Below are 20,356 nucleotides of genomic sequence, written 5' to 3'. Positions count from 1 at the left end.
CGAAACCGTGATGAAATAGCAGAAAACGTGAATAAAAGCGGCAAGGTGTCGCTATCCACAAACAACAGCCAGCAAGCAACAGGCTAACGCCGGCCTTTATTCATGCGCTGCTGTAACCGCAACAGCAGTTCAGCTTCCGCTTTCGGCAAATCACACTCTTCCATCAGCTCATTAACATCGGCACCCAGCTCGACCATTTTACTGGCGCGGCTGTACAGGCGGCCATCGGGATCCTGCATGGCCATTTCACCCTGACGCTCAGACAGCTCTTCCTGCTGGCGGGTTAATATGGCCATTTTATTACTCATTGCCATCGTACCCGCACGCAACTCATGAAACTGTTTGGTTAAGCTTTCCTGCTGCTGTCTGGCGGTTTTTAACAGCAACTCTGCTGCTGCAAACTTGGTTTCCAGATCCTGGCGTGCTTTTCGCTCACGCCGGACCAGCACAACCGCTATCACCACTGCCAGCAAAGCAACAACCAAAGGCAGCCATTCAAGCAAGATAGCAGGCATCAGAGATACGCCATCTCTTCCCATTCTTCATCAGACAGGAGCTTGTTCAGATCAACCAGGATCAGCAGTTGATTGTCACGGTTACTGACGCCTTGAATAAACTTGGCACTTTCATCAGTGCCCACGCTTGGCGTACTGTCGATTTCAGAGCTACGCAGATAAACCACTTCTGCCACACTGTCGACCATAATACCGATAACCTGCTTTTCAGCTTCAATGATTACGATACGGGTATTATCTGAAATCTCACCTGACATCAGGCCAAACCGTGCACGGGTATCAATCACTGTGACCACATTGCCACGCAGGTTGATAATTCCCAGCACATAATCTGGCGCGCCCGGAACCGGGGCGATTTCAGTATAACGCAGCACTTCACGAACCTGCATTACATTGATACCGTAGGTTTCCTCTTCCAGCTGGAAGGTAACCCACTGTAATACCTGGTCGTTACTGTCTTCTTTTTGAATCTCGGCAACACTTACCTGCGACATGCTGTATCCTCTCCGGCCATCGTCACAAAACGCTCTTCACGTCCAAACCCGCTTTCAGCATGGAAATGAGTTCATTGACATGAATTAAAGCACACATTTTCTCTTTAACCATACCCGCCAGCCAAGGCCGTTTACCTGCCTTTTCTCGCCAGCGAACACTTTGTTTTGTCAGGGTTTCTGTTCCGTGAAGTTGATCACAAGCCAGTCCCCACTTACTTTCTCCCAACATGACCACATATCGGTAATTTTCCTGATGGTCATCATTGTAGATAGATTCTGGCATCACCCATCTGGCGGTATCCACCACATCCAGCTTTCGGTTCTGTACCGGCTGCAAGCCAAGATACCAGTCCGGGCGGCCAATAAGGTGACTCATCTCACCCAATTGGTGAATCCCTCCCAGCTCTGTCAGCGGAACAGCAAAAGTCACACCGTTGACAGCAAAAAACAGCGCCTGAAATTCTGTTTGCTCACTGGCGCCAGGTAATGCCCAGGAAGGCGGTGGCGGCTCAGCCGCCAGCTCAGGTGCGGCATCGGCCACAGTTTCCTGCACACTCTCTTCTTTATCAAGAATGTCTGGAACAGGCTCCGTTGCAACTATTTCACTCTGAGGCTGAGAGCTTGTTTCCAATTCAGCCACCTGCGCCGCCTTGTCAGCAACAGCCGGAGCCTCAGCGACCTTAGGCAGCATCTGCATCAGCTGGACACTGTTTTGCGGCTCTGCATAGGGGGCCGACTCAACAGCTGACGCCTGCGCAGCCACTGCCAGCGATTTTTTAAGCGGCTCTGGCGCAGTGTTCTGATGCTGAGTCAGCGCGCTGTCATCCTCAAACCAGCCCGGGTCGTCTAAAACGGCTGGCTTAACATCTTCTTGCTTAACTTCTTGCTGTTTTTCCAGTTCAGCCAATTGCTGTTGCTCAGCAATCCAGGCTTCACTTTCAACAATCACTTCCTCTTGCATCTCTGACATTTGGTCGAGAAGACGCTGCAACTGCTCAAGATCCGTTCTCGTCCGCGGCGGGGTAAACCTGACTTCAGGTACACTCAGCTCTGGCTCTGCGGACAACGAAACCGGCGCAGCAGCACTCGGCAGTTGGGTTGCCATTGCCCGCAGTGATGGCGGTTCGCCACCTTCTGCAAACGAGTTCACAGACGAGTTATCTCGCCCGGATTGATCCAGACTATTAAAATCAAAGGGCTGATGAGTCTGGGGGATCACCGCAAGACTTATCGCATCATCGGGCTCACTGCCACTTTGCAACTCAGCCGCTGCTTCATCAGCAACAGCAGAATCAGACAACAACATCTGGCCGTCATTTTCCTCTGCTAACGCTGGCAGGTCATCCTGCGGGCTGACAGCGTCCACGCTACCCTCTTCGGGCAGCAAAGAATCATCCAGCAGCCCGAAAAAGTAATCATCTAATGCCTGTTCACTGGACAGCTTTGCGTTATCGCTCATCTTGACCAAGCCGCTCCAGATAATTCAATAAAGTTTTATACGCAAACACACCGCGAGAGCCACGGGCATACAGAGATGGCGGCATGTGCTTGATACTGGCATCACGAAACTTGGTATCAATGGGCACAGCCGAAGCCCAGACCTGATTGGCATAACGCGACTTCAGTTCTTGCAGGGTTTCCAGTGAGGCCCTGGTTCGTTTGTCATACATGGTTGGCACAATAGTGACTTTGAATTCATCCGGCCTGGATTTTTGCATGATTTGCAAAGTACGCATCATTCGCTCCAGACCTTTCATCGCCAAAAATTCCGTTTGCACCGGAATCAAAATGCGCTCACTGGCAGCAAGCGCATTCACCATCATGACACCCAGGATCGGGGGGCAGTCAATCAGCACATAATCATATTCTTCTTCCAGGCATTTCAGTGCCTTTTTCAGAATCAATCCCATGCCGCTGCGAGTCCCCATGACTCTATCCAAGGTCGCCAGCGACATGTGCGCCGGTATCAGATGGATATTTTTAAATCGTGTTTCCAGCACCAGTGGTTTGACAGTGTCACGGTCAATTGTCGACAGCTGGAACAAATCAAACAGGCTGGATTCAAGGCGATCAGAATCAAAATTCAAGTATGTCGTCAGTGATGAATGCGGGTCAGTATCCACCAATAATACGCGTTTGTTTCGTTCACTTAACAGGCCCGCCAGACTGACAGTAGTGGTGGTTTTCCCCACGCCGCCTTTCTGGTTGGCAATGCTCCAGACTACCACGACATCTCCTTAAGCTAAGCCAACCTCAATCAGAATACGCTCAGCAATGCGATCCAAAGGAAGATCTTCGGTCGATATCCCTGCCTTGGCAACCGCCTGTGGCATACCGTATACCACACAACTTTCTTCGTCCTGCGCCCAGACGGTTGCGCCGGCCGACTTCAGCATACGCGATCCGTCACGCCCGTCTGCGCCCATTCCTGTCAGGATCATGGACAGCACCTTGTCATGATACACCTTGGCTGCAGAGCCAAAAGTGACATCGACACAAGGCTTGTAGTTCATACGATCGCCACCATCAATAATACGTAAACGCACATTACCCGGGCGGCCTTCCAGCATCATTTGTTTACCGCCAGGTGCCAGATAAGCCGTACCGGCACGCAGTACATCACCATCTTCGGCCTCTTTCACACCGATTTTGCAAAGGTTATTCAAACGCGCAGCAAACGCCGCGGTGAATGTTGCAGGCATATGCTGCACCAAAACAATGGGGTACGGAAATGAGCAAGGCAGCTGTGTCAGAATTTTTTGTAGCGCCACAGGACCGCCGGTCGATGTACCTATCGCCATCAGCTGATACTGTTTACCTGTCGCTTTAAACCGCGCGGTCGGACGAACCTGTGACGGTGCTGATCGTGTCAGCGTCGTGGCAGTGGCCGTACTTGCGACCGGGCGGCTTGACGTCAGCGGGCGATCAGCCGGCGATGGCGAAACAGGAGTGCTGGTACGCACAGGCGCCCGCATAAAGACACGTTTACGGGCCAGCTCGGCGACACGTTTTTGCAGCAGAGAGATTGCTTCGTCTTTATTACGCGCAATATCTTCAAATTTTTTCGGCAGGAAGTCTAACGCGCCCGCGTCCAGAGCATCTAATGTCGCCCGCGCGCCCTCATGGGTCAGCGACGAAAACATCAGGATAGGTGTCGGGTTCGACTTCATGATTTCGCGCACTGCGGTGATACCATCCATCACAGGCATTTCAATATCCATAGTGATGACGTCAGGCTTCAGTGTCCGCGCTTTTTCAACGGCTTCTTTACCGTTAACAGCATCGCCAATCACTTCAAGGCGCGGATCCGCATTAATAATTTCACTCACCCGGCGGCGGAAAAAACTGGAGTCGTCCACCACCAACACTTTTACAGCCATGTTTTATCTTTCCGTAAGCAATCAGGCCTGAATGAACAGGGGCCTTCTAAGCCCCTGTCAATTATTATTATCTGCGGCCTGCGTAATGTTTCAGAAGGTTGGGGACATCCAGAATCAGTGCAATGTGACCATCACTGGTAATGGTGGCCCCCGCCATACCAGGTGTGCCTTGCAATAACTCATCGAGCGGCTTAATCACCACTTCTTCCTGCCCAATAAGCGTATCCACCACAAAGCCCATTCTCTGATGGCCTATCTGAACAATCACCACATGCCCAAGCTGTCTTTCCCGCTTGGAAACACTGTGACCTGCCAGCCAATCCTGAAGATAGAACAGCGGGATCGCTTTATCGCGCACTATGATAGTCAGCTGCCCATCAACCACATTGGTCTTACTGAGATCCAAATGAAAGATTTCATTTACACTGGCCAGAGGCAGTGCAAATGGCTGGTCAGCCACACCGACCATCAGCGTTGGCAAAATGGCCAGCGTCAACGGCACTTTAATATCAATGCGTGTGCCTTTGCCCAGATTGGAATCAATATAAATGGAACCGTTCAGCTGGCTGATAGCAGTTTTTACGACATCCATTCCGACACCACGGCCGGAAATATCTGAGATTTCTTTTTTGGTCGAGAAGCCGGGCGCGAAAATCAGGTTATAACATTCGCTGTCAGACAGACGCGCGGCGGCATCGGCATCCATGACATTACGGTCAACGGCGATTTGACGCAGTCGATCCGGGTCCATACCGCCGCCATCGTCTTCGATAGTCAGCAGAATATGATCCCCTTCCTGCGCCGCAGACAAAAGTACGGTGCCAATACGCGGCTTGCCGGCTTTCTCGCGGTTATCCGGCATTTCGATACCGTGATCGACTGAGTTACGCACCAGGTGAACCAGAGGATCGGCCAGCGCTTCCACCAGATTCTTATCGAGATCGGTTTCTTCACCGCGCATTTCCAGCACGATTTCTTTTTTCAGACTTCGGGCCAGATCGCGAACAACACGCGGGAAGCGGCCAAAGACTTTCTTGATTGGCTGCATCCGCGTTTTCATCACCGCGCCCTGAAGGTCTGCAGTCACTACATCCAGGTTCGCAACAGCTTTTGACATTTCTTCGTCATTGCTGTTCTGGCCCAGGCTGATCAGACGGTTACGAACTAATACCAGCTCGCCAACCATGTTCATTATGGTGTCCAGCGTAGAGGTATCGACACGTACTGTGGCTTCAGCCTGAGTTTTGGATTTTTCTTTTAGTCCTGTTGCTTTACGCTCCGCCACAGGTTGCGGCATCTCAGTAACGGGCTGAGAGGTAACAGGCGCTGATTCAGCTTTAGCCTGTAACGCGGAAGCCGGTTTGGTTGCGATCGCCAGCTCTTCATCTGACGGCCCTTTACCGCTGCCGTGCAGTTCATCGAGCAGACGTTCAAATTCGTCATCTGTCATTAAGTCGCTGTCGCCAGCAGCAGGTGATTCGGACGCTTGTGCAACAACTGGCGAGGCCGACACTTCAGCCCCCGTGGTTTCAGTGCCAGGCGCGTTACCTATACCGTGCAGCTCGTCAAGCAGACGTTCAAACTCATCATCGGTGATATCGCCAGTATCGATGTCGGTCGAGACAGGTGCACTCTGAACATCACTGGCTGGTGCTGCACTCGGGCTTGGGCTTCCGCCCGCACCATGCAACTCATCGAGCAGACGTTCAAACTCATCCTGTGTGATTTCATCAACCGAACCACCGGCAATCGCAGGCTGCTCAGGCGAAGCCGGTGCCGTTGCCGCTACGGGAGCAGCAACCGATGCCGGGGCTGAAACAGCCGCCATCTCTTCGGCTCCCGGTGGCTGGCTGTAATAATGCAGCGCATCCAGCAGGCTTTGTTCCGCGGGCTCAATCGGCTCATGGTTCTGCACCTGTGCGAACATCACATTGATGGTATCCAGTGCCTGAAGGATGACATCCATCAGCTCTGACGTCACAGTGCGTTTACCGGTACGGAGTAAGTCAAAAATATTTTCAGCACCGTGACAAGCGTCAACCAATGCCGTTAACGCCAAAAACCCGGCACCACCTTTAACAGTATGGAAACCGCGGAAAATGGCATTCAGCAAATCTGTATCATCTGGACGACGTTCCAAATCTACTAACTGCTCGGAAAGTAATTCCAGAATTTCCCCGGCTTCGATTAAAAAGTCCTGCAGGATATCTTCGTCTAAATCAAAGCTCATAAGCTTCCCCTAAAATCCAAGGCTTGATAGCAAATCATCGACGTCATCCTGGGTAGACATGACGTCAGTGCGTTCAGCACTGTTGATAATTGGCCCTTCCGGGGAGAGTGTTTTGTCTTTCTGGCTCACTATCACTGAGCTTTCACTCTGTTCAATACCGGCAGCCTTCAGAATCTCAACCAACTGATGTTCCACTTCATGAACAAGTTCGATCACTCTGCGAATAACCTGGCCTGTCAAATCCTGGAAGTCCTGTGCCATCAGAATATCGGTCAGATGACGGTGAAGCAGCTCGCTGTCACCGTCGAGCTGAACTAATAATGCGTCAATATCGTGACAAAGCCGTTTAAATTCGCCAAGGGTGATCTCCCCGTGCATTAAACTTTGCCACTGGGGTTTCACTTGCATCAGACGTTCACGCAATAAATCAGCGATAGGGAGGGTGCCTTCAACAGCATCCATTGTCCTGTTGGCCGCTTCCTCGGTTTTGTCTATCACATAATTCAGACGCCCACGTGCGTCAGGAATGTCGGTCGTCGCTAAATCAGCAATACGGGGATCCAGACGAAAATTCTGCAATGAGTCATGTAATTGACGCGTCAATTTACCCACTTCGAGATACATCGGATCCCGACAATCCGACACCAGGCTTCGGAACAACTCATCCGCGTCCGCTTGCCGATCTTCTTCCAGCAGCGCGACGAGTTGTTTCGCCTGTTCAAGTGAAATCATATGTGTCTACCCTAGTTAGCGTCAGACTGACGGCATCACTGCATACGCTCGAAAATCTTGTCCAGTTTTTCTTTCAGCGTGGCAGCGGTGAATGGCTTAACAATGTAGCCATTGACACCAGCCTGAGCCGCTTCGATGATCTGCTCGCGCTTGGCTTCAGCAGTAATCATCAATACTGGCAGGTGTTTCAGGCTAGCATCGGCCCGGATCTGCTTGAGCAAGTCAATACCTTGCATGCCCGGCATATTCCAGTCGGTGACGACGAAATCGAAGTCGCCTTTCTTTAGCATGGGTAACGCAGTCAATCCATCATCCGCCTCCTGGGTGTTATTAAAGCCCAGGTCACGTAGTAAGTTCTTGACGATACGGCGCATTGTTGAAAAGTCGTCAACAATGAGGATTTTCATATTTTTATTCAAAGTTGCCTCCACTGAGGTCACAGTGTTTCTTCTAAATCGTGTGTTTATGAAGCAGTCCAAGCAGACAACTTGGCCCGCAGACGCTGCATTGCCTGACTGTGAATCTGGCAAATACGGGATTCACTGACACCTAAAACGGCACCAATTTCTTTGAGGTTGAGTTCCTCGTCGTAATACAACGACAACACCAGTGCTTCCCTTTCCGGCAATGTACGAATGGCACCAGCAAGAGCGTGGCGAAAACTGCCGTCCGCAACATCCTGAAAAGGGAGGTTTTCTGCCACTGAATCTTCGGTTGCTACCGTATCTTCTGAGACACCCAGGTCGTCCATACCCACTAGGCGACCACAATTAACATCATTTAATGCCTGATGGTACTGTTCGAGTGTCATTTCGAGATATTCAGCAATTTCCTGATCATTCGGATCGCGGCCAAAACGGCTTTCCAATTGAGCAATGGCTTCAGATATCCGGCGGTTGTTTTTATACACGGAGCGAGGAACCCAGTCGCCACGACGGATATCATCCAGCATGGCGCCCCGAATTCGAATTCCGGCAAAAGTTTCAAAACTGGCACCTTTGCTCGGATCATAGTTCTGTTGTGCTTCCAGCAAACCAATCATGCCAGCCTGGATCAGGTCTTCCAGCTGTACATTGGGCGGTAATCGCGCCATCAGGTGATGCGCAATCCGCTTCACCAGTGACGAATACCGCTCAACAAAAGCATGGGGGGATTCCTGATATCGGCCGTATGTTTGTGCTTTATTCACCCAGAGGTACCTCTTCAGGTGTTGGTTTAACTAATAACTTTTCAACAAAAAATTCCAGATGTCCGGCCGGATTATTCGGTACCGGCCAGGTTAACGCTTTATTGGCGAGCGTTGTCAGGGCCAGTGCCGCTGGGCTTCGTGGGAAAGCTTCCACGACTACTTTTTGTCGCTTAATAGACTGACGTACCCTGTCATCTAGTGGAATACAGGCAACTAACTCCATGTTGGCCTGCAAAAACCGTTCAGTCACCCGGGTCAGCTTGGCAAACAGCTCTCGCCCTTCGCGGTAACTGCGTACCATATTGGCCACAATTTTAAACCGCTGCACCTGGTATTCACGGTTCAGGATTTTAATCAGCGCATAAGCATCGGTAATGGAGGTCGGCTCATCACATACGACAATTAGTACATCCTGGGCCGCACCGGCAAAACTCAACACCATATCTGAGATCCCTGCAGCAGTATCCACCAGCAGGACATCCACTTCATCTTCAAGCGTGGCAAACGCGCGGATCAGGCCAACGTGCTGAGCACTGGACAGTTCCGCCATATTTTGCGTGCCTGAAGAGGCCGGTATGATTTTTACGCCGTAAGGACCTTCGATAATGATGTCCCGGAGATCGCACACACCCGACAGGACATGAGACAGGTTACGACCCGCTCGCAGCCCCAGCATCACATCAACATTGGCCAGGCCAAGGTCGGCATCCAGCACCATCACTCTCTTGCCCTGACGGGCCATGGCAATCGCCATATTCAGTGTGATGTTGGTTTTACCCACACCGCCTTTACCACCGCTGACGGTGATCACTTTGGTCGAGGCCAGTTTTGTCATACGGCGCAAGCCGCTTGCTTGATCGTGCATCATGTTCTCAATCATAAAAATCCGCCCCCTGGTTATCTGCGCTGTCGCTGCTCCAGAAGTGGGTTTGCTGGCCCATGTCGTTTTCCAACAACTCGTTTGCACGATTAACCATGAAGTGTCCTGTGGCGACTTTAATGTCTTCAGGCACTCGTTGACCGTCCGCCAGATATGCGATCGGCAGAGCACTTTCCAATGTGACACTGATAACTTCACCCAGACTGAGGGTTTCATCCAGCTTAGTCAGCACGCACCCCGACAGCGGGATACGACGGAAATGCTCAATGGTTTCGTGCAGAACGCGGCGCTGGGAGGTCGCCGGTAATACCAGAAAGCTACGAATTTGTGAGCCACTATTATGCATCAGGGTATCCAGCTGTTCCTGCAGGCGAAGATCCCGTTGCCCCATGCCTGCTGTATCCAGCAGTACAAGGCGCCGATGCCGTAACTGATGAAGTATATCGGCAAGCTCTTCGGCATCTTTAGCAACTCTTACCGGACAGCCCAGAATTCGACCATAAGTCGCCAGCTGTTCATGTGCACCGATACGATAGGTATCTGTGGTAACCAGAGCAATTTCATTCGGACCAAAGTCCATCGCCGCTCTGGCGGCCAGTTTTGCAATTGTCGTTGTTTTTCCTACACCGGTCGGCCCGAGCAGTGCGACCACGCCCCCGGTTTCGAGAATACAGTCATCAGTGGTAATGATCTGGTCGGCCAGCAACTGAAGCAAGGATGACCAAGCCTTGTGCGGCTGGACATCTTCAGGAATATAACAAGCCAGCTGATCGGCCAGTTCTGCTGATAAGCCCATTTTTTCCAAACGCTTAATCATCATGGCCCGCATCGGCTCGCGACGCTCAACCTCCTGCCACATCAAACCAGACAGCTGATGTTCGAGCAGGCGACGAATTGACGCCATTTCACTGCGCATGGCATCAAGATCATCCTCGCGGTGCGGCGCTCGCTGTTCAAACCGGCTGGGATCCAGACGGTTCTGAAAAGCACTGTTTTTCTGGCTCGCAGCCGCTGGATTTGCCCGACCGGTGCGTCCTGCCGGTGCGTGTGCATCTGCGTCATGATTTTGGCGGTAGTCACTGTAAGCATTCGGTGCTGGCTGACGTCCGCCCGCTCCATAAGGGTGGGAAGACTGACGCCTGTCACTGCCGTAAGGGCTGTTCTCAGACTGAGGACGGGAAGAATAGTCATATCCTTGACGTTCAGCAGGGTGTCCACCGGTGTGCTTCGACTGGCGCTGTAATAAGGCTGACAGGGAGTCCACTTCTGTCTCGGGATCCTGAGCATAATTTTGCAGCACCTTGGCAAAGTGGCCGCTACCGGGCTGCTGCAGCTGCACCTTGTCGTCAGCCAATTTACGCCTGGCCTCGCCCAAACGTTCAGCCAGGGCATCACGGGTAGGCTGTGACGGCGACGGCACCTTGGCTTCGCTGGCGTCATTATCCACCGCCGCCACGATCTCAACACCGCCGGTCACTTTCTTATTGGACATGATCACCGCATTCGCACCGAGTTGTTCTTTGACTTCACTCAGCGCGGTTCGCATGTCCTTGGCAAAAAATCGTTTAATTTTCAATTCAGTCTTCCCATCCGGTACGGATTACCCTGCACGTTTTGGCTGACTCAGTCAGCCTGGGGACACCTAGTTACCCACTGCATTCACAATACGGATTTGCTTTTCATCAGGGATTTCCTGATAAGAGAGCACCCGCAGTGTCGGGATGGTGTTTTTCACAAATTTTGCTAACGTGCCGCGCAATACGCCAGACGTTAACAGTACAGCCGGTTCGCCTTTCAACTCTTGCTGATGTGTGGCTTCGGTCAAAGAGCGCTGCAGACGTTCTGCCAGACCCGGCTCGATACCGGAGGACTCGCCCCCGCTAGACTGCATTGTTTTATGCAATATTTGTTCCAACTCAGGAACAAGCGTGATAACAGGCAACTCAGGCTCTATTCCATTGATTTCCTGAACAATTAGGCGTTTGAGGCCAATACGTGCGGCGGCTGTGAGAATGTCGGGATCTTGACTCTTACCGGAATACTCGGACAAAGTTTGAACTATGGTGCGGATATCCCGGATAGGCACACCTTCATGCAGCAGGTTCTGCAGCACTTTCACCACAGCCCCTAACGGCAGCTGATCAGGGACGAAATTGTCCACCAGTTTCGGTGTAGACTGCCCCAGCACTTCCAGCAGGTTCTGGACTTCTTCATGCCCAAGCAGCTGAGAAGCATTGTTCACCAGAATCTGACTCAGATGGGTAGCCAGTACAGTGGCGGCGTCAACAACGGTATAACCCAATGCCTGAGCATGCTCTCGCTGCGATTCTAAAATCCAGATTGCTTCCAGCCCGAAAGCGGGATCGGTCGTCCGCTCCCCTTCCAAACTGCCAAATACCTGACCCGGATTGATAGCCAGCTCCATATCAGGGTGGATGTTTGACTCACCGTTATTCACCCCCATCAGGCTGATACGGTATGTATTGGGCGGCAATTCAAGGTTATCGCGGATATGGACAGGCGGTACCAGGAAGCCGAAATCCTGCGACAGTTTTTTCCGAACACCTTTTACCCGCTCCAGCAACTCGCCACCCTGTTCTTTATCGACCATAGGAATCAAGCGGTAACCGACTTCCAGACTGATGGTATCCATAGGCTGAACATCATCCCACGACAGCTCTTTGGTGACGGGTTTGCTGTCCAGCGCCTCAGGCGGTGCGGATTCTGCCAGCACTTTTGCCTGTTGCTCTTTCTTCACCCGCCAGTAGGCAATCAGGCCGATGATCAGCGCCAGCAGCAGAAACGGGACATGAGGCATGCCAGGAACAATACCCATCACAAACAAAATCCCGCCTGTGATGATTAGCGCCTGAGGGTTGTTGAACATCTGGAACAGCATCTGCTGCCCCATGTCTTCGTCAGTATTTTGACGAGTCACCATCATGGCTGCGCCAATGGACAGCAACAGAGACGGGATCTGCGCCACCAGACCATCACCTATGGTCAGCAGGCTGTAGATATGAATCGCCTCATTGAAGCTGAGATCATGCTGGCCCATACCAATGATCAGGCCACCAATAATATTGATAAAGAGGATCAGGATGCCGGCAATGGCATCCCCTTTGACAAATTTAGAAGCACCGTCCATCGAACCGTAGAAGTCGGCTTCTTTGGTGACTTCGCTGCGCCGTGTTCGTGCCTGCTCCTGATCAATTAACCCGGCATTGAGATCGGCATCAATTGCCATCTGCTTACCCGGCAAGGCATCAAGGGTAAAGCGGGCACTGACTTCTGAAATACGACCCGCACCTTTGGTGACTACCATGAAGTTGATGATCATCAAAATCAGGAATACCACTAAACCAACAGCGTAGTTCCCCCCGATAACCACAGAACCAAAGGCGTCGATCACCTGGCCTGCCGCCTCCGGGCCTTCATGACCATTCAGCAAAACAACCCGGGTTGACGCTACGTTCAGCGCCAGCCTGAGCAGGGTGGCAATCAACAGTACGGTCGGGAAAGCCGCAAAATCGAGCGGGCGGCGGGTATACACAGTGACCAGCAGCACCACAAGGGCCAGGGCTATATTAAAAGAAAAGGCCATATCCAGCAGCATTGCTGGCATTGGCAACACAACCATCGCCAATGTTGCCAGTACCATGACAGGGGCGCCGATTGCAGGCAGTGACTGCAATCGGTGTAAAGGCAATTTATCTGAAAAGGGTATCGGCAGCTTCATGCATTCTTATTTGGTTGGAATCGGTTAATCGTCAGTGCTCACTCAGTGTTCACCGCTATTCTCTGTCTGACACTTGGTGCGGCAGTGAATCGCAGACAACTGAACGGGCTAAGCTTCGCATAAAGCAAAATTTATACCGTCTTGATAAGTCAATTTTTTGACCTGCAGCCAAAACATTTTGCCGCAAGCAATCAGTGCCGTAATTCAGGAGGTATATCAACCGCGCCTGAAGATAACTTAGGCCGCTTACCATTACCACGCCGGTATTGTTTCAACTGGAATACGTACGCCAGTACCTGCGCCACAGCGGCAAACAGACCATCCGGTATTTGCTGTTCCAGCTCGGTACTGTGATAGAGGGAGCGTGCCAGCGGAGGCGCAGGCACAATATCGATCTTATATTCGTTGGCCACTTCCCGGATTTTCATCGCCATGTGATCGGTACCTTTGGCGATGACCACTGGCGCCTTGTCCAGCGTGGGGTCATATCGTAAGGCAACAGAGAAGTGCTCCGGGTTGGTAATCACCACATCGGCCTTCGGCACTTCCGCCATCATGCGCCGCTGCGCCATTTCACGCTGCAGCATACGGATACGGCCTTTGACCTCAGGTTTACCTTCAACATCTTTATGTTCGTCTTTTACTTCCTGCTTGGTCATCTTCAGTTGCTCGTTATGCTGCCAGATCTGGTACGGCACATCGATAGCCACCACGACCAGCAGCGAGCAACAGATCAGCAACACAAAGCGCAGTAAAATCTCCAGCGCATGAAAGATGTTACTCGGATAGATCTCTATGCTGAGCTGAAAGAAACCTTCCAGGCTGCTGTACATCAGGTAGTAAGCGACACCGGCCACCAAAGTGACTTTCATGATGGATTTCACCAGCTCAACGGCACTTTGCTTTCCAATCATACGTTTAAGGCCGCTGGCCGGGTTCATTCTTGAGAGCTTGGGCCTTGCCGCCTCAGCGGAAAAGCTGATTCCGCCCAAGGCGGAAGCACCAATCAGTGCCGCCACAAACAAAAATATCAACACCAGAAGCAAAGGCCACAGCATATGCACTATGGCATCCCCGGTCACGGCAAGCAGTTTGGTAAAATCAAACACTTCCTCGCGACTGAGGGTAAAGAACTTGCGCATGACTTCGCTCAAGGCAACGGCCAGCATTTCGCCAAACCACATCAGGCCAACTGCCCCCGATACCAGTACCGCAACCGACGCCAGTTCTTTTGAGCGCGCGACCTGACCTTTTTCCCGCGCTTGCTGCAACCGTCGGGGGGTTGCGTCTTCAGTACGTTCTTGTCCGTCTGACTCAGCCATCGGACTCCCTCCTGTCTGTCATCAGCAATCCAGCCTGATCAGGCTGCAGATTTGCTCAGTACCCAGTTGCCAGTGTTCTTCATACTGTGCCTGAATGCCCATTAACAGATACCAGCTGACGAACAGCCCCAGCAACAGCGCAAACGAGAAGCCCAGAGAGAAAATATTCAGCTGAGGTGCCGCACGTGTCATGACACCGAACGAGAGATTCACCGTCAGCAACGCAATAATCCCGGCCAGCGACATGTTTAAACCGGCTTTGAACATCCAGCCGAACCAGCCCGCCAGCTGCTGGTAATCCACCGCCTGCAACATAGACTGGCCGACCGGCAAAGTGGTAAAGCTCAGCACCACCAGCCTGAGCATCGCCAGATGACCGTCAGTGGCGAGAAATAACATGATCGCCAGCATCATATACAACTGGCCCAGCACAGGGGTGTTTTGTCCGTTGGCCGGGTCGACCATGGAGGCAAAGCCCAAACTGGACTGCATGCCCAGAATCTGCCCTAACAGGACAAAAGTCTGGGTGACAAACTGAGTGACCAGCCCCATAGCGACACCTATGATCACTTGCTGGCCTGTGGTGAGAAAGCCCTCAAAGGACAACAAAGGAATATCAGGGACCTGAGGCAGCATCGGCATCACAGCAAAAGTGACTGTCAGCGACAGATAAAGCCGGATGCGCATCGACACGAAACGGGCGCCGAAGAAGGTCATGCTCATCATCATGGCGCCGATGCGGGTCAGCGGCCAAAAATAATTGGCCAGCCAATCTAATATGACTTCCGCCGGATACGTCATGACCAATCTGCTCAGTAAAGAATTTGAGGAATGTGCTCAATGATGCGATGAAAATAATCCATCAGCATTCTGGTCATCATGTGACCAAACACCATCAGCGCAACCAGGGTGATCACCAGACGAGGCAGGAAGCTTAACGTCTGCTCATTGATTGAGGTGGCGGCCTGAAAAACTGCCACCACCAAACCAACCAGCAAGCCGGGTATGACGATCACACAGACCATCACCAGGACCATGTACAGGGCTTCCTGGAAAATTTCGACGAAGGCTTCTGGTGTCATTGTCTGTCTCTCCCTGTCATCAGGTGCCGAAGCTGCCGGCCAGTGTCGACAGGATCAGGTTCCAGCCATCCACCAGTACAAACAACATAAGTTTAAACGGCAGTGAGACGATCATCGGCGACAGCATCATCATACCCATCGCCATCAATATTGAAGCCACGACCAGATCGATCACCAGAAAAGGCAGAAACAGCATAAAGCCAATCTGAAACGCCGTTTTCAGTTCCGAGGTGATAAAAGCGGGAATCAAGACTGTCATAGGGACTTGCTGGGGGTCTGTCGCCTGCGAACCCGACATATCAACGAAGGTTTCCAGATCTTTCACCCGCGTTTGTTTGAGCATGAACTGGCGCAATGGATCCTGAGCAATCGTCAAGGCTTCACGGGCAGAGAGCTCTTCATTGATATAGGGCTGAACGGCCTTGGTATTGATCTCATCCAATACCGGAGACATGACAAAGAAAGTCATGAACAGGGCAATCCCGATAATCACCTGGTTTGACGGGGTCTGCTGCAGACCGAGCGCCTGGCGCAAAATCGACATCACCACCACAATGCGGGTGAATGAGGTCATCAGGATCACTATGGCTGGCAAAAAGCCCAGCGCGGTCATCAAGGCCAGGATTTGCAGCGTGACTGAGTAATCTTCAGTGCCATCCGGGTTCACCGACACAGAAAATGCCGGAATACCACCACCGCCTTTGGTGGTCAGCAGGGTTGCCGCCCCTTTATCGCTCTGCATCTCGCTGACGGTGACATTATTGCCCGCCACATTGCCCAGCCCGCCATCTTCGCTCTGCGCACTCGCCATGCCGGAAAGCAGCAGGCAAAGCGCACCGATAACCCAGATAAAGAAGTTAGATCTATACATCATTGTCTTTTCAACAACTTACCGAGTTGCTGAGCAAACTCACCGTTGCCTGCACCAGCACTGACCGGCAAGGGGGTTTCCAGCTTGGTCAACATTGAAATATTTTGCGGCGTCACACCAATGAGTAACTGCTCGTCACCCACCTGTACCAGCACGATTCGCTCACGCTGGCCAACCACCACCTGGCGGACAATCTGCAACCCGTTATCTCCGCCACTCACACCCGGCAATTTCATGCGGCGCAGCAGCCAGGCAAGAAACACGATAAGAACCAGTACCAGCAGCAATGAACCTATCGTTGTGCCCATATCCAGCTCCGGCGCCCCGGCCGCCCTTACCGGCTGGCTGATCACTGCCAGACCAGCGAGCAATGTGCTTTTCAATGCTTTCATCCCAGTTACCGCAACTTTTTAATACGTTCAGTCTGGCTGATCACATCGGTCAGACGAATACCGAATTTATCGTTGACCACCACCACTTCACCGTGGGCAATCAAAGTGCCATTGACCAGTACATCCAGCGACTCACCGGCGACACGGTCCAGCTCGACGACGGAACCCTGGTTCAACTGCAGTAAGTTACGGATACTGATTTTGGTGCGCCCGACTTCCATCGATATCGTGACCGGAATATCCATGATGGAATCCAGACGACGACGTTCTTCATCAGAAATAGGGGTACTTTCATCTGTAAGTTCTTCCAGCGGTGCGGCTTCAATATTGTCGTCGGCCTGTTCGGCCAGGGCTGCCGCCCAGTCGTCAGCTACTTGTTGGTCTTTATCTGACATAAGTCACCTGTATTAATCGTCAATCGGGTCAGTGGCGGAGAAAGTCGGACTCAGTTCATCGCCATCCAGGAAGGCAAGGTCCGTTTTCACCGTATCTGGCCGCTTTAGTTTCTTGGAAATTTTTATCGCTACGTGATCGCCTGACTTACCCATTTTACCGCGGTAAGTCGGCAGGTCTTCAACATAGAGAGTGGCCGTTTCGGGCAATTCAATCGGTATAACATCGCCGGAATGCAGTTCCATCAGATCCCGCAGCGTCAGGTCAATATCGAGCAACTTGGCACGCAGATTCACTTCGACATCCATCACCTCATCCCGCAGGGCCTTGCTCCAGCGGACATCGGTATCCATTTTGTCACTCTGGACGCCGGCATCGAGCAATTCACGGATCGGCTCCACCATGGAGTACGGCATCACAACATGGAAATCGCCGCCGCCGCCGTCCACTTCAATGTGGAAAGAGCTCACCACTATCACTTCTGTCGGGCTGACGATATTCGCCATAGTCGGATTCACTTCGGAATCCAGGTATTCGAACTCCACGCCCATCACGGGTGACCAGGCTTCCCGGTAGTCCTCAAACACCAGTTTCAGCAGCATCTGGACGATACGGCGCTCAGTCGGTGTGAATTCACGCCCTTCGATCTTGGCGTGAAAACGGCCATCGCCACCAAAGAAATTCTCTACCAGAATAAAGACCAGCCGGGCTTCCATGGTGATTAAGGCCGTGCCTTTCAGGGGACGAAAACGCACCATATTCAAACTGGTAGGAACGTACAGTGTGTTCTGGTACTCGCCGAACTTGAGCATCTGTACGCCATTGATCGACACTTCTGCCGTCTTGCGCAGCATATTGAACAAACTGATCCGCATATGACGGGCAAAACGCTCATTGATAAGCTCAAGCGTCGGCATCCGGCCACGGACAATGCGGTCTTGCGATGAGAAGTCGAACGATATAACCCCAGTGCCTTCCTCTTGCCGGGGGTGATCATCCTCTACATCATCGACGCCATGCAGCAGCGCATCAATTTCGTCTTGGGTTAATAAATCAGTCACTGGGAACCTATTGCATTACAAAGCCAGTAAACAGTACCTGTTCGACCACAGGGCTGCCAGACACTTTCACCAGCGCAGACTGCACCGATTGCAGCGACTGTTGACGTAGTTCAAGCCGTCCGCTGGGAGAACGAAGCTGCTCCACACTGGCTGCACCGAAAGATTGAAGCAGGGTGCTTTCTACCAAAGGAATGTGTTGACGGGCCAGAGTATCATTCTCATCACCGCGTACCATGAGTTGTACTTTTACCTGTACCAGCCGCTGCTGGGTATCTCCCGTCACATTAAAAATAAAGGGATGCGGCAAAATCACATAATAAGCCGGTTCCGGCTTACCTGATGACTGGCTTGCCGACATGCCGTCACTATCAGCAGCAGACTGATCGTCAGACAGAAAAAACCAGGCTGCTGCGCCCCCCAGAAGTACGGGGACCAAAGCAATTAAAATCAATAAAATGCGTTTTTTGCTATTTGTTGTTGCCGCTGATTCAGCCATATTTCCAATTCCGTTCGCGGGTCAATAATAGTCACTTGGGTGTCGCAGGATGCCAGCTATGCCGCTGGAGGTCATGCGTAATAATCAATGCCGTCGCTTGGTTCACTGACAGTCACGGCAATCGCCTTGCCATCGTCATCATCCTGTTGCGACTGGCCGCTCTGACCGCCTCTGGCCAAGCCTTCTTCACCCTGTTGGGTCCCGGTATGCTGGCCGGCAAACTGCTGATTACCGTCCTGTTGGACGCTGCCCTGAGTCAACTGGATACCTTGCTGCTGTAACAGCTCTCTCAGTCGCGGCATGGCCTGTTCAACCAGATCCCGGGTCTGCGCGTTACCGACATGAAACTGGACTGAAGCCTGGTCATTATTGATGGCCAGTTTTATCTGCATCCGGCCCAATTCAGGCGGATCCAGACGAATATCGACATGCTTGAGATTTTTGCTCATCAGCATCTGCACCCGCTCCGCCAGTTGCTCACCAGCCATCTCTTTTTGTAAAGGCAGTGCGGCAGGTTGTGCCTGCGCTTCAGCTCGTTGCATCGCAGCCAGTGAAGTAGGCTGCCCGGTGATCGCATTGGTGCCTGATGCTGCCCCCGTCGCCATCGCTTCTTTCTGCGCTGTATCCATCTGCAGTCCGGCATCAGCCAAAGCTGCCTGAAGCGATGCAGAGACGCCCGGTTGACCGGCTCCGGCCTGATTAGCATTTGCACCGTCAGCCAGACCCGCTTCCCCGCCTTTGGCAGAAGCAGAAAGCCGGGCAATAGCATCACTGAGCCAATCTGGCTGTGTATCTCCTTCGCTGCCCGCCTTGGCGTCACCCTGAATGGCGGACTGAACCGAGCCGGCCACCAGCGTCAAGTCAGGTTTATCGCCTTTACCTTTGGCATCAGAAGCTGTCCCTTTAGTGACTGCCGCCAGCATCTCGGCAAGCTTACCCGACTGTCCGGCCGTCACACTGTCATCATCACCCCCACCCTCAGACAGATCACCAGTCTGAGCAAGTGTCTGAACGCCGGATTGGACAGAGAAACCCGGCGACAATAAGCCCATCTCCACCCCTTCCGTTTCGCTGCTTTCAGCTTCAGGTGGCAATTCTTTGCCATCCTTTGCCATTAGCAGCTGTTGACTGGAGGCATTCAGTCTGTCTAACAGTGCTTCTGCCTCGGCGCGAATGCTTTCTTCAGTGCCCTCAGACTCAGGCTTGACGTTCTCCGCTGTCTGCGCGGTATCGTCCGGCGTTTCCGATGTTTTACTGGCAGTCACTTTATCTGCATTTTCTTGCCGCTGGCTGTCTTTCGCCTTGTGTGTTTGCGCGGTATTGTCACTGGCTTTTGCCGGCTGCGCGTCAGACGATTCAATTTTTTGACGCTTAGTCGCCGTCTTATTTTCACTGTGGACGGCAGACTCAAGTCGTGATGAAAACCCTGACAGTCCCGGTTCTTCACGGCTGTCAGAACGAGCAGGCTTACCCGGCCGGACAGAGGATCCGGACGCGCTAAAATCGACAGAAATGCTGCTGGACGGTTTCATAACTACCTTACACTGACAATTATTTGACGACCAAAGTCGTGGTTATAC

The 20,356-nt window shown here is 52.2% G+C and carries 21 protein-coding genes; all 21 read right to left on the bottom strand.

Annotated features, from left to right (window positions below; genetic code table 11):
- Positions 1–83: 83 nt before the first annotated feature.
- Positions 84–515: a DUF2802 domain-containing protein gene (locus IFO68_RS04170; RefSeq protein WP_192014717.1), complete on the bottom strand. Its 432-nt coding sequence runs from the start codon at positions 513–515 to the stop codon at positions 84–86.
- A complete protein-coding gene (locus tag IFO68_RS04165) occupies positions 515–1,009 on the bottom strand; it encodes a chemotaxis protein CheW (RefSeq protein ID WP_027253958.1) in 495 nt (164 codons plus the stop codon). The genes IFO68_RS04170 and IFO68_RS04165 overlap by 1 nt, the downstream gene beginning before the upstream one ends.
- Positions 1,010–1,031: 22 nt before the next feature.
- Positions 1,032–2,468, bottom strand: a complete 1,437-nt coding sequence (locus IFO68_RS04160; protein WP_225445037.1) for a chemotaxis protein CheW — start codon at positions 2,466–2,468, stop codon at positions 1,032–1,034.
- On the bottom strand, positions 2,458–3,237 hold the full coding sequence (locus IFO68_RS04155; protein ID WP_027253957.1) for a ParA family protein: 780 nt from the start codon (positions 3,235–3,237) through the stop codon (positions 2,458–2,460). Before IFO68_RS04155 ends, IFO68_RS04160 begins: the two co-directional genes overlap by 11 nt.
- Positions 3,238–3,246: 9 nt before the next feature.
- The gene (locus tag IFO68_RS04150; RefSeq protein ID WP_192014716.1) at positions 3,247–4,389 is read right to left on the bottom strand and encodes a protein-glutamate methylesterase/protein-glutamine glutaminase; all 1,143 of its coding nucleotides are present in this window, start codon (positions 4,387–4,389) and stop codon (positions 3,247–3,249) included.
- 67 nt (positions 4,390–4,456) lie between these two features.
- Positions 4,457–6,619, bottom strand: coding sequence for a chemotaxis protein CheA (locus IFO68_RS04145; protein ID WP_192014715.1), 2,163 nt, complete (start codon positions 6,617–6,619; stop codon positions 4,457–4,459).
- A 9-nt stretch (positions 6,620–6,628) separates the two neighbouring features.
- Positions 6,629–7,351 carry a protein phosphatase CheZ gene (locus IFO68_RS04140; protein ID WP_192014714.1) on the bottom strand — a complete coding sequence of 241 codons (723 nt, stop codon included), beginning with the start codon at positions 7,349–7,351 and terminating at the stop codon, positions 6,629–6,631.
- Positions 7,352–7,386: 35 nt separating this feature from the next.
- Positions 7,387–7,758 (bottom strand): chemotaxis response regulator CheY, encoded by a 372-nt coding sequence (cheY, locus tag IFO68_RS04135; protein ID WP_036748874.1) that lies wholly within the window; start codon positions 7,756–7,758, stop codon positions 7,387–7,389.
- 56 nt (positions 7,759–7,814) lie between these two features.
- Entirely contained in the window at positions 7,815–8,540 is a 726-nt protein-coding gene (locus IFO68_RS04130; RefSeq protein ID WP_192014713.1) for an RNA polymerase sigma factor FliA, read from the bottom strand.
- Complete coding sequence (locus tag IFO68_RS04125) at positions 8,533–9,420, bottom strand: MinD/ParA family protein (RefSeq protein ID WP_027253951.1); 888 nt, start codon at positions 9,418–9,420, stop codon at positions 8,533–8,535. The genes IFO68_RS04130 and IFO68_RS04125 overlap by 8 nt, the downstream gene beginning before the upstream one ends.
- Positions 9,413–10,996 carry a flagellar biosynthesis GTPase FlhF gene (flhF, locus tag IFO68_RS04120; RefSeq protein ID WP_192014712.1) on the bottom strand — a complete coding sequence of 528 codons (1,584 nt, stop codon included), beginning with the start codon at positions 10,994–10,996 and terminating at the stop codon, positions 9,413–9,415. The genes IFO68_RS04125 and flhF overlap by 8 nt, the downstream gene beginning before the upstream one ends.
- Before the next feature lie 66 nt (positions 10,997–11,062).
- On the bottom strand, positions 11,063–13,159 hold the full coding sequence (gene flhA / locus IFO68_RS04115) for a flagellar biosynthesis protein FlhA (protein ID WP_192014711.1): 2,097 nt from the start codon (positions 13,157–13,159) through the stop codon (positions 11,063–11,065).
- A 191-nt stretch (positions 13,160–13,350) separates the two neighbouring features.
- The gene (gene flhB / locus IFO68_RS04110) at positions 13,351–14,481 is read right to left on the bottom strand and encodes a flagellar biosynthesis protein FlhB (protein ID WP_192014710.1); all 1,131 of its coding nucleotides are present in this window, start codon (positions 14,479–14,481) and stop codon (positions 13,351–13,353) included.
- Between the two features lie 21 nt (positions 14,482–14,502).
- Positions 14,503–15,282, bottom strand: coding sequence for a flagellar biosynthetic protein FliR (gene fliR / locus IFO68_RS04105; RefSeq protein WP_192014709.1), 780 nt, complete (start codon positions 15,280–15,282; stop codon positions 14,503–14,505).
- A gap of 11 nt (positions 15,283–15,293) precedes the next feature.
- Positions 15,294–15,563 (bottom strand): flagellar biosynthesis protein FliQ, encoded by a 270-nt coding sequence (gene fliQ / locus IFO68_RS04100; protein WP_192014708.1) that lies wholly within the window; start codon positions 15,561–15,563, stop codon positions 15,294–15,296.
- Positions 15,564–15,582: 19 nt separating this feature from the next.
- Entirely contained in the window at positions 15,583–16,434 is an 852-nt protein-coding gene (gene fliP, locus IFO68_RS04095; RefSeq protein WP_192015041.1) for a flagellar type III secretion system pore protein FliP, read from the bottom strand.
- On the bottom strand, positions 16,434–16,826 hold the full coding sequence (gene fliO / locus IFO68_RS04090; protein WP_192014707.1) for a flagellar biosynthetic protein FliO: 393 nt from the start codon (positions 16,824–16,826) through the stop codon (positions 16,434–16,436). The genes fliP and fliO overlap by 1 nt, the downstream gene beginning before the upstream one ends.
- Before the next feature lie 5 nt (positions 16,827–16,831).
- On the bottom strand, positions 16,832–17,221 hold the full coding sequence (gene fliN, locus IFO68_RS04085; RefSeq protein WP_192014706.1) for a flagellar motor switch protein FliN: 390 nt from the start codon (positions 17,219–17,221) through the stop codon (positions 16,832–16,834).
- Positions 17,222–17,233: 12 nt separating this feature from the next.
- Positions 17,234–18,280, bottom strand: a complete 1,047-nt coding sequence (gene fliM / locus IFO68_RS04080; RefSeq protein WP_027253942.1) for a flagellar motor switch protein FliM — start codon at positions 18,278–18,280, stop codon at positions 17,234–17,236.
- A gap of 7 nt (positions 18,281–18,287) precedes the next feature.
- Complete coding sequence (gene fliL, locus IFO68_RS04075; RefSeq protein WP_192014705.1) at positions 18,288–18,776, bottom strand: flagellar basal body-associated protein FliL; 489 nt, start codon at positions 18,774–18,776, stop codon at positions 18,288–18,290.
- A 71-nt stretch (positions 18,777–18,847) separates the two neighbouring features.
- A complete protein-coding gene (locus IFO68_RS04070) occupies positions 18,848–20,308 on the bottom strand; it encodes a flagellar hook-length control protein FliK (RefSeq protein ID WP_192014704.1) in 1,461 nt (486 codons plus the stop codon).
- Positions 20,309–20,356: the final 48 nt, after the last annotated feature.

Source organism: Photobacterium arenosum, assembly GCF_014841115.1.
GTDB classification, from domain to species: domain Bacteria; phylum Pseudomonadota; class Gammaproteobacteria; order Enterobacterales; family Vibrionaceae; genus Photobacterium; species Photobacterium arenosum.
This window is presented reverse-complemented; position numbering and strand designations above follow the sequence as displayed.